Origin of the sequence: Acinetobacter nosocomialis, assembly GCF_041021905.1 — a bacterium.
GTDB classification, from domain to species: Bacteria; Pseudomonadota; Gammaproteobacteria; order Pseudomonadales; family Moraxellaceae; genus Acinetobacter; species Acinetobacter nosocomialis.
The window spans coordinates 3,259,406-3,276,604 of sequence record NZ_CP157432.1; the positions used below are offsets into that span (position 1 = coordinate 3,259,406).

The window sequence follows — 17,199 nt, forward strand, 5'->3', positions numbered from 1 at the left end:
TAATGTCGCTTTGTCCACTATTCATCGACAATGCAATTCAATCAAGAATTATCAACAACCCCTTATGTCTTCACTCTTTTGAATAACTGTGAAAATTCGTACAAAGGAAGCCCTACCACATTACTATAACTTCCTTGAATTTTGGGAATATATTGCGAAGCAATTCCTTGAATTGCATATGCACCGGCCTTCCCTACAGGTTCACCTGTGACCCAATAATCTTCCATATCTTGCGCAGTCATTGATGCAAACTCAACTTGAGTTTGCACTACTTGACTCAAGATTTGCTGCTGTGTCGCAATACAAATTCCGGAAAACACATCATGCCAACGGCCAGATAATTGTTTCCAGATTTCAAAGGCATGCTGTTTTGAGTCAGGTTTACCAATAATCTGACCATCAAGCCCAAGACTTGTATCGGCAGCAATAACCACGGCATCTGGAAAAATATTTAATACAGCTTGCGCTTTTTCTCTTGCTAAACGTTCAACATATTGATGAACCAACTCACCATCATGAATAGATTCATCAATATCAGGGCTATAAATTTCAAAATTTAAGCCCAACTGTTGCAACAATTCTCTACGACGCGGAGAACTGGAAGCTAAAACTAAATGCGCCATTTTGCTAAACAATAATAAACAACAGGCCAAGTTAAGATGCTTGTTATTAATGGTTGCCAATGACGAGCAATCGAAAAATGAATGCCCCCCATCGTTTGGGTTACCCACATAAATGCCAAGTGAGCAATAATCACTAAAATGGCAATCGTCCATAAATTAACGAAAGTTAAAATCCGACGTTCACGTATTAAAAAGCGGGTAACAAAGGTAACAATAACAAAACTTAAGGCATTTAAGCCCAAAGGTGCATCAAGCAAAAGGTCTGTAAAAATTCCCATGCCAAATGCAAACCACACCCCACACCATGTTGGTTGGCAAACGACCCAAAACAACATGATCATAAGCATGAACAATGGACGCCAGCCAGAAATATCGTAGGAAAGTGGGTAAACCATGAGCACAGAACCCACGATAACGGAGAGGATAATTCCCCATAGTGGATCTTTACGCTTCTCACGTTTCAATTTAGCGATCGGCATAAGGTTGCTCCTTCGCTAATGAGTCAGAGAAAAGCACAACCACGTGATGTCCTGTTGCAAGCTGAGCAGCTGGAGTAATATCAATTTCAGCAAACTCACCTGAATTATGACGACGGATTTTAGCCACCGTACCCACTGCATAACCTGCCGGGAAATGCTCACCTAAGCCAGAACTCAATACTTTATCGCCAACCTGAATATTTGCACTAGTTGGAACATATTCCATTTTCAAGCGACCTAAATCACCAGTTCCCGAAACAATCGCACGCATACCTGTACGCTCTAAACGAACAGAGAGTGAATGCTCTTTGTCTGAAAGTAGCATCACACGTGAACTATGAGGATATACATTGATGATTTGCCCCATAATCCCTTTATCATCTAGAACCGTTTGACCAACCTTAAGGTGATCCATTGAACCGCGGTTAATAATGATAATGTGACGTAGCGGATCGGCATCTGTTCCAATCACTTCGGCAATTTCCATACGACCATCAATAATTAATGGCGTATCAAGTAAACCGCGTAATCGGGTATTTTCAGCAGATAATTCAGATAGTTTCTGCAAACGGACCTGAGCCTGTAACAACTCAGCCTGCATTGCAGTGTTTTCACGGCGCAGTTGTGTTTCAGATTTAGTTTGTTGATTCAGCCATTCTCTCGACAGTACCGGATAGCTTGCAAGCGCATAAATTGGATTATATGCAGCGTACAAGACATCCCTTGCTGGCTGAATTACATAAGGCATGCGCCAATCAAAGAACAGCACAACCAAGCATGTAATGACCGCAATAATGAACGAGCGGAAAGATGGCGGCTGTCTTGAAAAAATATTCGGTTGCACCGCCTAATCCTTAAACTTAACCGACGAAAAGCATGTCATGGTTCGGGTTATCGAAGAATTCCAATACCTTACCACCACCACGGGTCACACAAGTAAGAGGATCTTCAGCAACAACAACTGGTAAACCAGTTTCTTGCGCTAACAATTTGTCGAGGTTACGAAGTAACGCACCACCACCTGTCAACACAATACCGCGCTCAGCAATATCAGAAGAAAGTTCAGGAGGAGTTTGTTCAAGAGCAGATTTCACCGCACTTACAATGCTTTGTAATGGGTCAGAAATCGCTTGAGTAATTTCATCAGAAGTTACAGTAATCGCACGAGGTACACCTTCTGCAAGGTTACGGCCACGTACTTCAATTTCTAATGTCGTACCATCAGAAACCGCCATACCTACTTCTTTCTTAATAATTTCAGCTGTGGTTTCACCAATTACGCAACCGTGAGCTTTACGAACATAATTAATGATTTGCTCATCAAATACATCGCCACCAATACGTAAAGAATCGGCATAGACACAACCTTGCAATGAAATAATTGCAATTTCAGTTGTACCACCACCAACATCCACAACCATAGAACCACATGCTTGTTCAACTGGCATGCCAGCACCAATTGCAGCAGCCATTGGCTCTTCAATTAAGCGTACATCACGTGCACCAGCATTAAATACGGCTTCACGAATTGCGCGGCGCTCGACCAAAGTTGATTTACATGGTACACATACAACTACACGAGGTGCAGGTGGGAACAAACGTTTTTCGTGAACTTTACCAATGAACTGATTCAACATGGTTTCAGTCACTTCAAAATCTGCAATTACACCGTCTTTCATTGGACGAATTGCAGAAATATTCGCAGGTGTACGGCCTAACATTTGCTTAGCATCTAGCCCTACAGCAGCAACAATTTTTTGTGAACCACTGTGACGAATTGCCACAACTGTTGGTTCATTTAATATAATGCCGCGGCCTGGTGCATAAATAAGTGTATTTGCTGTACCTAAATCAATGGCTAGATCCGGCGAAAACAAGCCAATTAGTCGTTTTAGAATCACGGTTCGTTCTCAGTTAAACTTTCATGTGGATGCAAGGTGGCAACTTTAAACTAAATGTGATGATTTGAACAAGTCAATCGCTTATTATAACGCACGATATTTTGAAAATTTTTAATACTGATTAGGTGATGTTATGTCTACATCGGATGCACAGCATTCAGCAGATTTAAATGCACAAACAGTTTCAGCAATCGCCAATCTTGCTCGATTGTCGCTCAATGATACGCAATCTGCTGAATATGCTCAAAGTCTAAATAAAATTTTAGGCATGATGGAAACCTTAAAAGGCATTGATACGGAAGGCGTAGAACCTTTAAAGAGTCCTTTTGACAATCCTCAACCTTTACGTGCTGATGTGGTAACTGAAAGCAATCATCGAGACGAATACCAAGCAGTTGCGCCTGCAACTCAAGATGGTTTGTATCTTGTTCCTCGCGTGATTGAATAACTTTTACTCAATTAACACATCTTCCCTATTTTGAATGTAAAGAAATTTTACTCATGACTGATTTACATCGCTTATCAATTCGCGAACTTGCTGAAGGCTTAAGCCAAGCGAAGTTTTCGTCTCGCGAACTGACTGAACACTATTTAAAACGTATTGCTAAAATTGACCCACTGGTAAAAAGCTATGTGACGGTTACACCTGAGCAAGCACTTGCTGAAGCTGACGCAGCCGATGTAGCTTTAAAAGCAGGTAATGCAACTGCTTTAACGGGTATTCCACTTGCTCACAAAGATATCTTTTGTACCAAAGGTATTAAAACCACTGCTGGTTCAAAAATATTAGATAATTTTATTTCTCCTTACGATGCAACTGTTGTTGAAAAAACTAAAGCAGCTGGTCTTGTCACTTTAGGTAAAGTGAACATGGATGAGTTTGCGATGGGTTCAACTTCTGAAAGCTCATATGTAGGCGCAACAAGCAACCCTTGGGCACTTGACCATGTACCTGGTGGTTCATCAGGTGGCTCGGCTGCGGCTGTAGCTGCTGATTTAGCACCATTTGCTACAGGTACCGATACAGGTGGTTCAATTCGCCAACCTGCGTCTTTCTGCGGCTTAACAGGCTTAAAACCAACTTATGGTCGTGTATCTCGTTTCGGGATCATTGCTTATGCATCATCATTAGACCAAGCAGGTCCAATGGCACGCTCTGCTGAAGAATGTGCTTACCTCATGAATGTAATTGCAGGCCATGATGCAAAAGACTCAACTTCGGTTAAAAAAGAAGTTGATGACTACGTTGCAAACTTAAATGGCACATCTGTAAAAGGTTTACGTATTGGTATTCCTAAACAGTACTTTAACGTTGCAGGTTTAGATGCCGACGTAAAAGCACGTGTTGAAGAGTCTTTGAAAAAGCTTGAAGAAATGGGTGCAACGCTTGTTGAGATTGACCTCAACATGACCGAAGCTTATGTACCAACGTATTACCTCATCGCACCAGCGGAAGCATCTTCTAACTTGTCACGTTATGACGGTGTTCGCTACGGTTACCGCTGTGAAAACCCAACAGACTTGATGGATCTTTATAAACGTTCTCGTTCAGAAGGTTTCGGTCCAGAAGTTCAACGCCGTATCCTCATTGGTACTTATGCGCTTTCTGCGGGTTATTACGATGCTTATTATGTGAAAGCACAGAAAGTACGTCGTTTAATTCAACAAGACTTTTTAAAAGCCTTTGAAAATGTAGATGTGATTGCAGCTCCTTCTGCGCCAACAACTGCATATAAAATCGGTGCGAACTTAAGTCCAACTGAAATGTATTTAGGCGATATCTATACACTTGCAGTGAACCTAGCAGGCTTACCAGCCATTAATGCTCCTGTTGGTTTTGATAAAGACAGCTTACCTGTAGGTTTACAATTAATTGGTAACTACTGGTCAGAATCACAACTGTTGTCAATTATTCATCAATATCAACAAAATACCGATTTCCATACTCAACGTGCGGCAATTGCTGAGGAGAATGCATAATGGCTGAAGCTCAAAAGTTGAAATTGATTGACGGTTGGGAAGTCGTTATTGGTATTGAGATTCACACTCAGCTTGCAACCAATTCTAAAATTTTCTCTGGTTCATCGACTGAATTTGGTCAAGACCCAAATACACAAGCGAGCCTGGTAGACTTAGCAATGCCGGGTGTACTTCCAGTTTTGAATGAAAAAGTGGTTGATCTTGCAATTCGTTTTGGTTTAGGTATTGATGCTTACATCGACCAAGCTTCAGTATTTGCACGTAAGAACTACTTCTACCCTGACTCACCAAAAGGCTATCAAATTAGCCAAATGGATAACCCGATTGTGGGCTTGGGTCACATCGACATTCAACTTGAAGATGGTACGACTAAACGTATTGGCGTAACTCGTGCTCACCTTGAAGAAGATGCGGGTAAATCTGTACACGACCAATTTGAAGGTATGTCTGGCATTGACTTAAACCGTGCTGGTACACCTTTGCTTGAAATCGTTTCTGAACCAGATATGCGTTCGGTGGAAGAAGCCGTTGCCTACATCAAAGCCATTCACACACTAGTACGTTGGTTAGGTATTTCTGACGGTAACATGGCTGAAGGTTCATTCCGTGCGGACTGTAACGTGTCTTTACGCCGTCCGGGCCAACCGTTTGGCACACGCTGTGAGCTTAAAAACCTCAACTCATTCCGTTTCATTGAGCAAGCGATCAATGTTGAAATTGAACGCCAAATGGAAATTTTGGAATGGGGCGGCGAAATTGATCAAGAAACTCGTTTGTTCGATCCAAACAAAATGGAAACGCGTTCTATGCGTTCTAAAGAAGAAGCGAATGACTACCGATACTTCCCTGATCCAGACTTGTTACCAGTAATTATTCCAGATGAGCAAATTGAGGCCATCAAAGCAACTATGCCTGAGTTGCCAGCAGCACGCCGTGCACGCTTTATTGCAGACTTTGGCGTAACTGAATACGACGCGCACGTACTTACGCTCTCACGCGAAATGGCGGACTTCTATGAAGATGTTGTTGCTGCGGCTGGCGGTGCGAAGCAAGGTAAAATTGCTGCAAACTGGGTAATGGGCGAATTCTCTGGTGCTTTAAACAAAGCGGGCTTAGAGTTAACAGACTCACCTGTTTCTGCTGAACAGCTTGGCGGCATGATTGCACGTATTGTTGACAACACCATTAGCGGTAAAATTGCTAAACAAGTCTTTGGCTTTATGTGGGAATCGGAAGGTAAATCTGCCGATGACATTATTGCGGAAAAAGGCTTAAAGCAAGAAACCGACACTGGTGCAATTGAAGCAATCATTAAAGAAGTACTTGCAGCCAATGAAAAAATGGTTGAAGAATACAAGTCTGGTAAAGAAAAAGCCTTTAACGGTCTTGTTGGTCAAGTCATGAAAGCATCTAAAGGGAAAGCTAACCCTGCGCAAGTCAATGAATTAATGAAAAAATTGATTGGTTGAGTTCATCAGCTAATTCAACAAAAAAGCCTCGATTTATCGAGGCTTTTTTATATCCCTTATGAAGCACCCTTCGACTAAAGAATGTGCTTTTTGCTAAAAATCATACTTTCATTGTGCTAATTTAAATTAAAAATAGAAATCACTTATATTTTAAAAAGAGGGATAAATCATGTCTAAAAAGATTTTAATGTTAGTCGGTGACTATGCTGAAGACTATGAAACTATGGTTCCATTTCAGTTCTTAACAGGTTTAGGTTATACCGTGCATGCTGTTTGCCCGAATAAAAAGAACGGCGACCATATTGCGACTGCGATTCATGATTTTGAAGGCGAGCAAACTTATAGCGAAAAACGTGGCCACAACTTTGCGATTAACTATGATTTTGATGCCGTTAATACTAAAGACTATGTAGGTCTAGTTATTCCGGGTGGTCGAGCACCAGAGTACTTACGTATGAATGAACGTGTTGTCGAAATTGTACGTGAATTTGATAGAGTAAAAAAACCAATTGCAGCTGTATGCCACGGTGCTCAATTACTCGCTGCGGCTGACATTTTAAAAGGCCGTCTCTGTTCTGCTTATCCAGCATGTACTGCCGAAGTAAAACTCGCAGGTGGTCAATATGCAGACATTGCTGTGACTGAAGCAGTTACAGATGGACATTTAGTAACAGCTCCGGCTTGGCCTGCCCATCCAGCTTGGTTAGCACAATTTGTGAAAGTTTTAGGGGCTACAATTACGATCTAAATAGATCTCTTTATACTAAATACAATGAAGCCTGTTCTTAGATAGCAGGCTTTATTACTAAAATAGAAAACTAGATTTTTATCTTGTAATTCCCAGCTTATTCCAAATTTCTGGGGTTAAAAACGTTGTCACCAATTTGTTTAAGTCGATATAGCGCAATGTGCCCTGCAACTGCTGTTTAACGGCTGGGTCTTTAACAATATCTTCACCAGCACTTTGACCTAACTGTTGGAAAGCTTCTCCAACTGCCTTCACACCTTCTGCTTTAATCACGGCCTTTGTTTGAGCAGAACATTGCTCTACAATTATCCGCTGTAAAACTTGAGCCAGTTTTTGGTCTAACTGATCTTTTTGCTCAGGCGTTACATTACTAAATGCTTTTAAATCTGGATGAGCCGCTAAAGCGGTAAATGTCCATTGAAGCACCGTGGTTTTATCTGAAGCTGTCGTTGCTTTAACTAAACAATCACTGAGCTGATCGACCGTTGGACCAGCCATCGTAATTTGTGTTGCACCCAGTACAGCCGCCGCCACACATATTGAACGGCTCAGGTGTGAAAACTTACGGCGAGCAATAGCGTAAAGATGACGTGACATAGGTCTAGCTCCAATAAATAATCTGTTCTTTTTATCACAGAGTCACCAACGTTACCTGTTATGACTCTGTAACTTCAAAATACTTATTTCACCACAGACTCTATTCGATCAAGCTCCCACACTCCACCTGCTGCCAAGCCTTTACACATGCCTGTCCACATATCTTTCGTGTGTACAAAACTCTTGCCATCCCATACCCACTCTTCACTTGCCCAGCAATCTCCAATGCCTCTTCCCTTTTGAGCACTACTAATCAAACCGCTATCAAAATCTGAAGCAGTTTCAGTCACAAAAGTCGCTTTACCGTTTAAAGACTCATCTAGTACCCAAGCACCATACCCTTCGTTATAAGCACCTCTCCAACACAAGGTAGTCGCCAAAACTTTCTTATTGGTTAATTTATATAGTTCAATTTCTTGTGGTTCAGCTCCATCACTATTCCCACCATAAACGCCTTCACAAAAGCCGTCTTCTTTCGGATTCAGCTTAGCTGCCATTAAACTACGGTATATTGTTTGGTACTGTTTATTTTTTGGCTGTAAAGTTAAGTAAGGTTTGGTTGAAGTCTTAATACGCTTCACAACTAGTTTTGGCTCAGGCATAAGCACTTGATTTTCATTGGCACTGCCCTTTTTGACTAAAGCCCCAACCGTTCCGATACGCTTTTGAAAATCATCCATTTTTAATAACACAGCAGTCATACCAGCATCGGAAATTTTCCATTTATGCTGCGCATTTTTAAATACAATTTCAGTTTTCTGTTTAGACTGCTGTAGTAGAGCGTTAGCTTGTAAGCTACTTAGTTTACCCATAATTGGCAGCTCAGTACCATCTACAGCTACCGGTCCTAAGTCTTTGCCATTGATATAAAAATGGATATTTTTAAGCTGGTTTGCAGGTATGCTTTGTTCATAGTCAGACAAAGCAAACTCAACTTGCACAGGTTGTTTTGGCCCTGCTTTACGCGTTACTAAAATTGAAGCTGGATTATCACCATTGTCTTCATTTTGATAGCCAGCAGCCTTACAAGTACCTGTATTACTACAATAGATTTCCCACTCTTGATGAGAAAATGAAATGCCTTTAATGTCTTGAGCAAAACTATAAGAACTTATTGCCGCTAAGCAGCAAATTGAAAGTATATTTTTCATTTTCCATATCTCTATAAGTCTGTTTTTATTATGAAGTTAAAAACAGTATTCAATTTTGAATTACCTTATAGTTTAAAAGAATATGTTAGATTTATATAAGATTTTAAATTGATTACTTTCTAAAAATGAAAAAATTAAATTCTTTTTTATGGGCATCATTAGTCAGCCTAAATTCAACTGTTTATGCAGAAGTAAAAAACTTTACCCCTCATTTCCCCCAATTTTATAGCTCTGCTGCAACCCGCAAAGCAGATAATCAATTCTATAAGCTTGGAGAAGCAAATTTTTTAAACGGCGTTGCAGTCCCTTTTTATGGTGTAACGGCACAGAACCCAATAGAAGATGGTTTACTTAAAAATTTTGAAAGATGCACGCTTAAAAGCTGTAGCTTTAATTTTAATCTTGATGCTCAACATGCCAAGCAACTCAAGCTTCTTGCATTACCTGAAACAGGTTTAGTACTTGTTCCAAGAAATTGGCAAGATGTACAAGCAAATGCAGGTGCAAATGGAACTGGTTTTGCTTTAGCAATGAGTCCAGATCAAAAACAAGCGATAGAACTTTATGACTCTTCTTTTTGCGTTGGGTGTGGATTACCAAATGCAACGCTGTATTTTCCTGAACTGTTAAAAGAAAGTGTTGAAAATGAATATGGTGGTTTGAAAGACCCTAAAAACCTTATCAATATTGTTCATCCCTCTAAAAAAGTCGCTTTTTTTAGCTACCAAATTCCTCAAGTGAACAATAAAACCCATGGTATTGCCAAGTATGATGATGAAGACACTTTTAACTATAAAGAGATTCAAGTCACCTTAGATAAGTCGCAGCAGTCTCTAGTTGGCCCTATCCTTAATTTTTATAATGCAACCCATTAAATCAATAACCATAAAAAAACCCGCTTTCGCGGGTTTTCTTTTATTTATGCAATATAGACTCAAAAGCTTTTAAACGCTTATAAATCGAAAGCAGTTCAATAATGGTTTTCCATGAACTAATTAAATATTGGAATGAATCCCGCACACGCCCAAAAACATTCATAATTTGCTGCATTAAACCTAAAGTAAGTTTACCAGCAGCAATAGACGGGAAAAGAACAACTAAATTATATAGAATATCAAGTTGACCATACCATGTTGCAGTCATATTAAAGTAAGCATAATGAAAATAAAGACGGAAATAGTTTGTACGGACTCGACTAAAAAGCTCTTTTAAAGTAGCCGGTTTTGCACGTTCAATATGATCTTCACCATAAACTAGTTCTTTACGATAAGCTGCTTCTACTTTTTGATTGTTAAATTGTAGACCAGGCAATTTAATACCAACCACCATGAGTAAAACAGTACCAAAAATTGACCATACAATTGCAGCCCATACCAAAGAATGATTGAGCTCACCAACTAATGGTAATACAGGCACATATTTAGACAAATGAAATAAAATAGGTAAAAAAGCAATTAAAGTAATCACCGATTTAACTAGTTCAACACCCAAATCTTCCATAATAGTTGCGAAGCGCATAGTGTCTTCTTGTACACGTTGCGAAGCACCTTCAATATGGCGAAGCTTTTCCCAATGTTCAGTGTAGTACTCATTCATTGCTGTACGCCAACGGAATACGTAATGACTTGTAAAGAAAGCAGTAATAACACCCAAAGTTACGTATACCATTGCAATGTAAAGAAATACTAGAGTTTCACTATATAATGTCGAGATATCCCCCCCACCACTCGAAAGCATTTTTTGGATTAAATCCCAAAATGGTACGTACCATGCATTAATAGCAACATTAACCTGAACAGCAAACCAGATATTAAATAGAATAAAAGCCGACCCCCAGATAGACCAACGCTGCCATGGATTATTGGAAATAATTTTCCAAAAACCAGCAAACAGAGCTGTGGAGACTAAAAACCAGAGGTAAAACCATAAAAAAGCAGGTGACCAGAAGCGACTTACGCCAATAGGTAGCTCAGCATCTGCATATCCTTGAGGAAAACCTAGATACTGTCCCCAGTGATCCCCCCCTGTATACCAAAGCACCATATTTAGCGCGAGCCAAATAACTACAGATATAAAAAAATACCGTGGTGATGGAAAAAATGATTTGAACATTGAGCGTTGTTATCCCTATATTTCTTCAAATTTGCAATGAGGAGAATACTAAAACCTAAACCTTAAAATTGTGAAGGGCAAAGTTTAGAGAATTGTCAGTTTTTCCCGTTTCATTGAAGGATTTGATCGTTTTTTTGTAAATTCATCCTTGTTGCAATTTAATCCGTTTAAATTGCTTTGCATATGACTCCCTTAAGAGCCATATACAGCTTTTATATCATAGCAATATGAGTGTTTAAATCTCTTCTTTACGAACAATATAGCCTTCAAGCTGCATAGCCTGAATTAAAGGTTCCAGATCTGGAGCACTTTTTAACTCAACATCGACACTTACCGCACTTTCTTTTGCGCGACTTGTGGCAGCAAAGCGTTCATGGCGCAGTTCATAAATATTACCTCCCTGCTCAGCAATAATTGCTGTTAAACGTGCTAAAGCCCCCGGATTATCTGGTAATTCAACACGAATACGAACCATACGTCCCGTACGCGTTAAGTGACGCTGTAATACCGAAACCATTACACGTGTATCAATATTGCCCCCAGATAACACCACGCCGACTTTATGACCTAAAAATAGATCTGGTCGAGACATAATTGCAGCGATACCTGTCGCCCCTGCTCCCTCGCACACTGTTTTTTCAATGTTAAGCAACAGCGCAATCGCTTCTTCAATCATGTCTTCAGTGACTACCACAATATCATCAACATATTCTTTAGCCACTTGGGTCGTAAGCTCACCCGGAGTTTTAACCGCAATACCTTCAGCTACGGTTGAACCTAATGAAACCGCAATTTGATAGTTACAAAGCAATTTCGCCATGCTTGGGTAAACAACCGACTGAACCCCGATTATCTTAATTTTAGGATTTATCGATTTTGCCGCAATCGCAATACCTGAAATGAGACCACCACCGCCAATAGGGACCACCAATATGTCCAAGTCAGGTACGGCACCTAGCATTTCAAGTGCAATGGTGCCTTGACCAGCAATAATTTCAGCATCGTCAAAAGGATGAATAATAGTTAATGATTCTTCTTGGGCAACACGGTGCATTTCAGCAGCAGCTTCTGAAAAGTCTTGTCCATGCAAAATAACCCGTGCACCGTATTCACGTACACGTTGTACCTTTACATTGGGTGTCGATTTAGGCATGACAATCGTTGCAGTTACACCCGTACGCTGAGCATGATAAGCGACGCCTTGTGCATGGTTACCGGCTGAAGCAGCGATTACACCATGTTGCTTTTCCTGCTCAGATAAACTTAAAAGCTTATTTAATGCGCCCCGTTCTTTAAAAGAAGCCGTAAATTGTAGATTTTCAAATTTCAGCCACATTTCTGCCCCTAAAGTTTTAGAAATGGTTTCTGAAAAAACAAAAGGCGTTTTAACCACTAAACCATCTAAACGCTCTGCAGCGGCATGTATATCTTCTAATGTTGGAAACTCATGTTTTACCTGTTGCTGAATCATCTAATTAATCGGCCTCAATATGTTACAAATCAATTATTTTTTTGAAAATAGCATGAATTTCTCATATCTGTCATGAGTAGTTTTCAGCATAACTCCACTATACAAAAATTTTTGTCAGTACATACAAATCTTTTATTTTTCAACAAAAAAGCCCTTCTCGGGCTTTTATTTAATTTTCATATACTTGCTTTTAATTTATTTTGACTGAGCGCTTAATCCATCGGTAGAGAGATTCTGTTCAGCTATTTTTTCATCAATCGCAAACTGAATATCGGACAGTTTTGCATTTGCTGCCTCAACACCAGCTCGCATAGTAGCTTCACGGCCTTTCACATCAAAAATATGCGCTTTTTCTCTTAAATCCGGTTGAATCACGACATCTGCATATTGAAGTTCTTCAGCAGCTAAACGTCCTTGCATAATATTAATATTTTGGTTAAACAGCCCCCATACATTCGAGGTTTCCGTATAGATCGGTTGAGCCAGAATATCTACAGCAATAATGACATCTGCACCTAAGTCTCGTGCTACTTCAACAGGAACCGGACTCACTAAACCGCCATCTACATATTCAGATTTACCAATTTTAGTGGGGACAAACATACTTGGTATTGAGGCTGAGGCTCTTACAGCTTGCCCAGTATTGCCGTAGTTAAATACTGTTTTGGTACCATGCTTAAGCTCTGTTGCGACCACATACATTGGTATTTTCATTTTTTCGAGTGGTAAATTATTTACTTGCTGATTTACATAGTCTTCAACTTTTTTCCCGTCAAAAAAACCTTTTAAACCAATACTGATATCACGAACGTCACCCGCTTTCATTTTTAATGCGGTATCACGCAGTTCATCAGGTGTTTTTCCACTGGCATAAATTGCCCCAACAATACTACCTGCACTAGTTCCTACAATAAAATCAGGGCGAATACCATGTTGCTCTAAGACTTCAATAACACCAATATGTGCATAACCTCGAGCACCTCCACTACCTAACACCAATGCGACAACTGGTTTTTTATGCTGCTTCTTAAGCTGTGCAAAAGGCTGGTCGACAAAACGTGAATATGCCTCTGCCGTTTGTGGTTTTAAGGCAGATAAGTGTGAGGTGGTCTGGCACCCAGCCAACACCATAGAAAGTCCGAGAACCCACAATTTAAGCTGTTTCATGGCCCATCTTTGCACTATGACATTAATTTCCGAATTGCAATTTTAGTTGCTCGTTTTGTGAAAAGCTGTAGTGAATTTATTTAATTTGTCATGTTTAAATTTTATACTCAAGTGTTTTTATGCTCCATAAAAAAAGCCCCTTATTTCTAAGAGGCTTTTTTGAAAATTACCAAATATCTGAATCGACTTTTTTCTTCAACTCTGGATATTTATTAATTTTAAATTCTGGTTCTTTAATACCTTGTTTTAATTGCTCACGGTAGTCTTTCAATAAAGTACGAGCTACAGGTGTTAACAGTAAAATTGCGACTAAGTTAATAGTAGCCATGATACCCATAAACAAGTCAGCCATTGACCAAACTAATGGAACACTACCAATTGCACCGAAATACACCATCACCAATACAAAAATACGGAAGATGAACATAATTTTCGGGTTGTTATTAATGAACTGCACATTACTTTCCGCATAAGCATAGTTCCCTAATACAGCAGAATAACAGAACAAGAATAATAGAACTGCCAGGAAGTCAGAACCCCAGTGTCCAACTTGAGTCTCTAATGCGCGTTGAGTTAATTCAACACCAACAAAGCCTGCATCATGATAAACACCAGAAACCAAAATGATGATTGCTGTACTTGTACATACAATGAAGGTATCTACGAATACACCAAGCATTTGCACTAAGCCTTGGTTTACAGGATGTTTTACATCAGAAGCAGCGGCAGCATTCGGAGCAGAACCCATACCAGCTTCGTTTGAGAACAAACCACGCTTAATACCCTGCATCATTGCCATTGATATGGCAGCACCGAAGAAACCACCTGCCGCAGCATTGAAATGGAAAGCTTCAGTTACAATGAGTTTTAACACGTCAGGTAAAATTGCATAGTTGCTTAATGCAATATACAACGCAACAGATAGGTAAAGACCCGCTTTTAAAGGTACAAACATTTCTGCAAATTTAGCGATACGTTTAATACCACCAAAAATTGCCAATGCAACCATCACAACAAGAGCAAGACCAACCCATGAAATTTCTAAATCAACACCACCTAAATGAGCAATAAGATTGGCTTTATCCCAACCCCATGCATGTGAAGATGCATTTGCAATCGCATTGATTTGAACTGAGTTAAATACGAAACCATAGGTAAAGATTAATGCCAGTGCGAAAACTACACCAAAGGTTTTACTACGTAAACCTTGAGTAATATAGTAAGCCGGTCCACCACGGAACTGTTTGCTCTTGTTGTCTCTCACTTTAAATAGCTGAGCAAGTGTAGACTCAATGAAAGCCGAGCTCATACCAAGAACAGCGGTTACCCACATCCAGAACACTGCACCAGGACCACCAATTGCGATAGCGATTGCTACACCAGCAATGTTACCTACCCCAACACGGCTCGCAAGGCCTGTTACGAACGCCTGAAAAGGAGTAAGACCATGCTCGTCTTCGCCTTCAGTACGACTGCTTTTCATAACACGAATACTTTGCAAGAACATGCGAATTTGCACTGCTCCTGTTAAGACCGTATAAAAAATACCGACAGCCAGCAAGAAAATAACCAGAAAATCCCATAAAGGGTCATTAAAAAATTTTACCCACGACATCAGTGTGGCATTGAGTTGTTCATTCATACTCGGTCCGCTTACGTTCTTGCTAAAGTGCTATTAGCACAAGCCAAAATCTGCAATAAACAAAAAAGCCCCTAGCAATAGGGACTTTTTCAGTACATTTAAGAAAAAACTTTTAATGTCAATTGAATAGCAATTATCGTCACAAGTTTAAGCAACATGATGCCCAGCACTAAGCCTTTGAAGGTCGCATGAGAGAAAGCATCCTTCAAATAAAATGAATTCATCGCATTACTGAACATATTCCCATTTGGGTGAACAGTATGCATCGACTCGGCTACAAACTTGGAAACTAACAAATGACCACCGCTAAATCAGCTCGCTTAATGATTCCCATCAATTAATCGAGTTATAAAAACTGGATTTAAGCCAATAAGCATATTTACATATACTTTTGGGCGAATGTCTAAACTGGATTTAAATTTCAAAGACTGTAACAAGCCATCGCTATGACGCGACTATCTGCGCCCCTTTCTTTGTTATTCAAGAAGAGTGCGTTGAGATGTGTACCAAGCTGTTGTATTTTTTGTGGCTTAGTCGTTGCGTGAGTTAAGTTCATTTTCATGGTCGCAATGGTAATCGCCAATCCTTGTTTCATGAACTGCTTGTTGATGAGCGGTAAACTCATGTAAAGCTCCTTATACCTCGTGTATTTCTCCATTCCTGCACAAAATCCTTTTTGTAAAAGTATTTTGTTATGCAGCCACTACTTTTTCCTAACGTGAGTATGGAGAAATCATACCTGCGTAAAAAAGTCGGTATTATGCAGAAATTTAAAATTTTGTGTATGTTTTTCATTAAAAGATTATGCTCTTTAAGGTTATTTTTCATACAAAACCATCTGTTTTGTACTGTTTTTAAACATATTATACCTTTTTCTAATTGAATATTTTTTACTCAAACTTTATTTTCATTTTAATTTAATGACCAAACAAGTCACAATATTTTGTCTATTTAAATCTAAAATGACACTTTCAAACTCTCATTGATTAGACATTTGTCTAAACGAATCGAGTCATCATACATATAAGGAAATCACTTTTCTAATATTTTTTGTTTATAAATGCATCAATTTTGGCGCACAAAATTAGACTTTTATAAACATTAAACATTGAGAATAAGATCAGGAGTCCTCATGAATCTGGAACAAATCCGCCTTGTTGACGAGGCCATTACCTCTCGACACTCTGTCCGTGCTTTTTTAAACACACCCATTGAGCCCGAAATCATTAAGGATATCTTAAAAGTCGCGAGCCGAGCACCTTCAGGAACCAATACTCAACCGTGGAAAGTCTATGTCGTGACAGGACAAAAACGTGATGAAATGGTAGAGCGTGTTTGTACAGCACAGATTGAGATTTCTAAAAATCCAGAACTTGCAGAACAATATAAAGAAACTTTTGCCTATTATCCTGAAAAATGGATTTCACCTTTTATTGACCGTCGCCGAGAAAATGGCTGGGGACTTTATGGTCTCTTAGAGATTAAAAAGGGCGAAAAAGAAAAAATGGCTGCACAGCAGTTACGTAACTTCAAACTGTTTGATGCACCAGTCGGAATTTTCTTTACAGTCAATAAAGCAATGGGAATTGGTTCCAAAATGGATATCGCCATGATGATTCAAAATGTCATGGTCGCGGCCAAGGCTCGGGGATTAGACACCTGCCCTCAAGCCGCTTGGAACCATTTCCATCCGTTAGTGTTAGATATTTTAGGCGCAGCAGATGACGAAGAGTTGGTATGTGCAATTGCGCTAGGTCATGCCGACCCTGCACACATTGTGAATACCTTTATTACGCCTAGAGAGCCTGTTGAGAATTTTGCAGTTTTTCTTGATTAAAGACTCAAGCAAACCACTCTCT

18 protein-coding genes are annotated in these 17,199 nt (G+C 39.7%); 6 read left to right on the plus strand and 12 right to left on the minus strand.

Annotation, left to right across the window (positions count from 1 at the left end; all coding sequences use genetic code 11):
• Positions 1-62: 62 nt before the first annotated feature.
• From ABLC00_RS15125 to ABLC00_RS15140, 4 genes are read right to left on the minus strand one after another with little or no spacing between them, the layout of a single operon-like run.
• Positions 63-623: a Maf-like protein gene (locus ABLC00_RS15125; RefSeq protein WP_033846604.1), complete on the minus strand. Its 561-nt coding sequence runs from the start codon at positions 621-623 to the stop codon at positions 63-65.
• Positions 611-1,102, minus strand: coding sequence for a rod shape-determining protein MreD (mreD, locus tag ABLC00_RS15130; RefSeq protein ID WP_002051447.1), 492 nt, complete (start codon positions 1,100-1,102; stop codon positions 611-613). Before mreD ends, ABLC00_RS15125 begins: the two co-directional genes overlap by 13 nt.
• Positions 1,089-1,946, minus strand: coding sequence for a rod shape-determining protein MreC (gene mreC, locus ABLC00_RS15135; protein ID WP_002051136.1), 858 nt, complete (start codon positions 1,944-1,946; stop codon positions 1,089-1,091). The genes mreD and mreC overlap by 14 nt, the downstream gene beginning before the upstream one ends.
• 16 nt (positions 1,947-1,962) lie before the next feature.
• A complete protein-coding gene (locus ABLC00_RS15140) occupies positions 1,963-3,003 on the minus strand; it encodes a rod shape-determining protein (RefSeq protein WP_000601379.1) in 1,041 nt (346 codons plus the stop codon).
• Positions 3,004-3,136: 133 nt separating this feature from the next.
• On the opposite strand from ABLC00_RS15140, the gene gatC reads away from it, so the two are divergent.
• From gatC to ABLC00_RS15160, 4 genes are all read left to right on the plus strand, one after another.
• Positions 3,137-3,451 carry an Asp-tRNA(Asn)/Glu-tRNA(Gln) amidotransferase subunit GatC gene (gene gatC, locus ABLC00_RS15145; protein WP_000107699.1) on the plus strand — a complete coding sequence of 105 codons (315 nt, stop codon included), beginning with the start codon at positions 3,137-3,139 and terminating at the stop codon, positions 3,449-3,451.
• 53 nt (positions 3,452-3,504) lie between these two features.
• Positions 3,505-4,983: an Asp-tRNA(Asn)/Glu-tRNA(Gln) amidotransferase subunit GatA gene (gene gatA / locus ABLC00_RS15150; RefSeq protein WP_348941038.1), complete on the plus strand. Its 1,479-nt coding sequence runs from the start codon at positions 3,505-3,507 to the stop codon at positions 4,981-4,983.
• On the plus strand, positions 4,983-6,452 hold the full coding sequence (gene gatB, locus ABLC00_RS15155; protein WP_004885409.1) for an Asp-tRNA(Asn)/Glu-tRNA(Gln) amidotransferase subunit GatB: 1,470 nt from the start codon (positions 4,983-4,985) through the stop codon (positions 6,450-6,452). The genes gatA and gatB overlap by 1 nt, the downstream gene beginning before the upstream one ends.
• Positions 6,453-6,621: 169 nt before the next feature.
• Positions 6,622-7,200 carry a DJ-1/PfpI family protein gene (locus ABLC00_RS15160; RefSeq protein ID WP_004885407.1) on the plus strand — a complete coding sequence of 193 codons (579 nt, stop codon included), beginning with the start codon at positions 6,622-6,624 and terminating at the stop codon, positions 7,198-7,200.
• A 78-nt stretch (positions 7,201-7,278) separates the two neighbouring features.
• On the opposite strand, the gene ABLC00_RS15165 is transcribed toward ABLC00_RS15160, so the two are convergent.
• Together ABLC00_RS15165 and ABLC00_RS15170 are read right to left on the minus strand one after the other, a co-directional pair.
• Complete coding sequence (locus ABLC00_RS15165) at positions 7,279-7,797, minus strand: hypothetical protein (RefSeq protein ID WP_004885404.1); 519 nt, start codon at positions 7,795-7,797, stop codon at positions 7,279-7,281.
• A gap of 83 nt (positions 7,798-7,880) precedes the next feature.
• Positions 7,881-8,948 (minus strand): DUF1176 domain-containing protein, encoded by a 1,068-nt coding sequence (locus ABLC00_RS15170; RefSeq protein WP_004885403.1) that lies wholly within the window; start codon positions 8,946-8,948, stop codon positions 7,881-7,883.
• A gap of 125 nt (positions 8,949-9,073) precedes the next feature.
• On the opposite strand from ABLC00_RS15170, the gene ABLC00_RS15175 reads away from it, so the two are divergent.
• The gene (locus tag ABLC00_RS15175; RefSeq protein ID WP_004885401.1) at positions 9,074-9,823 is read left to right on the plus strand and encodes a DUF4850 domain-containing protein; all 750 of its coding nucleotides are present in this window, start codon (positions 9,074-9,076) and stop codon (positions 9,821-9,823) included.
• 40 nt (positions 9,824-9,863) lie between these two features.
• Here ABLC00_RS15175 and sbmA read toward each other — a convergent pair whose 3' ends face one another.
• From sbmA to ABLC00_RS15205, 6 genes are all read right to left on the minus strand, one after another.
• Positions 9,864-11,060 carry a peptide antibiotic transporter SbmA gene (sbmA, locus tag ABLC00_RS15180; RefSeq protein ID WP_006580367.1) on the minus strand — a complete coding sequence of 399 codons (1,197 nt, stop codon included), beginning with the start codon at positions 11,058-11,060 and terminating at the stop codon, positions 9,864-9,866.
• A 235-nt stretch (positions 11,061-11,295) separates the two neighbouring features.
• Positions 11,296-12,531, minus strand: a complete 1,236-nt coding sequence (locus tag ABLC00_RS15185) for a threonine ammonia-lyase (protein WP_004712107.1) — start codon at positions 12,529-12,531, stop codon at positions 11,296-11,298.
• Positions 12,532-12,726: 195 nt separating this feature from the next.
• The gene (locus ABLC00_RS15190; protein WP_002051248.1) at positions 12,727-13,698 is read right to left on the minus strand and encodes a patatin-like phospholipase family protein; all 972 of its coding nucleotides are present in this window, start codon (positions 13,696-13,698) and stop codon (positions 12,727-12,729) included.
• 166 nt (positions 13,699-13,864) lie between these two features.
• On the minus strand, positions 13,865-15,340 hold the full coding sequence (locus ABLC00_RS15195) for a sodium:alanine symporter family protein (protein WP_002051404.1): 1,476 nt from the start codon (positions 15,338-15,340) through the stop codon (positions 13,865-13,867).
• Positions 15,341-15,438: 98 nt separating this feature from the next.
• Positions 15,439-15,579: a hypothetical protein gene (locus ABLC00_RS15200; RefSeq protein WP_079377098.1), complete on the minus strand. Its 141-nt coding sequence runs from the start codon at positions 15,577-15,579 to the stop codon at positions 15,439-15,441.
• A gap of 182 nt (positions 15,580-15,761) precedes the next feature.
• Positions 15,762-15,965: a hypothetical protein gene (locus tag ABLC00_RS15205; RefSeq protein WP_002051146.1), complete on the minus strand. Its 204-nt coding sequence runs from the start codon at positions 15,963-15,965 to the stop codon at positions 15,762-15,764.
• A 507-nt stretch (positions 15,966-16,472) separates the two neighbouring features.
• On the opposite strand from ABLC00_RS15205, the gene ABLC00_RS15210 reads away from it, so the two are divergent.
• Positions 16,473-17,177, plus strand: a complete 705-nt coding sequence (locus ABLC00_RS15210; RefSeq protein ID WP_001047584.1) for a nitroreductase — start codon at positions 16,473-16,475, stop codon at positions 17,175-17,177.
• Positions 17,178-17,199 lie beyond the last annotated feature (22 nt).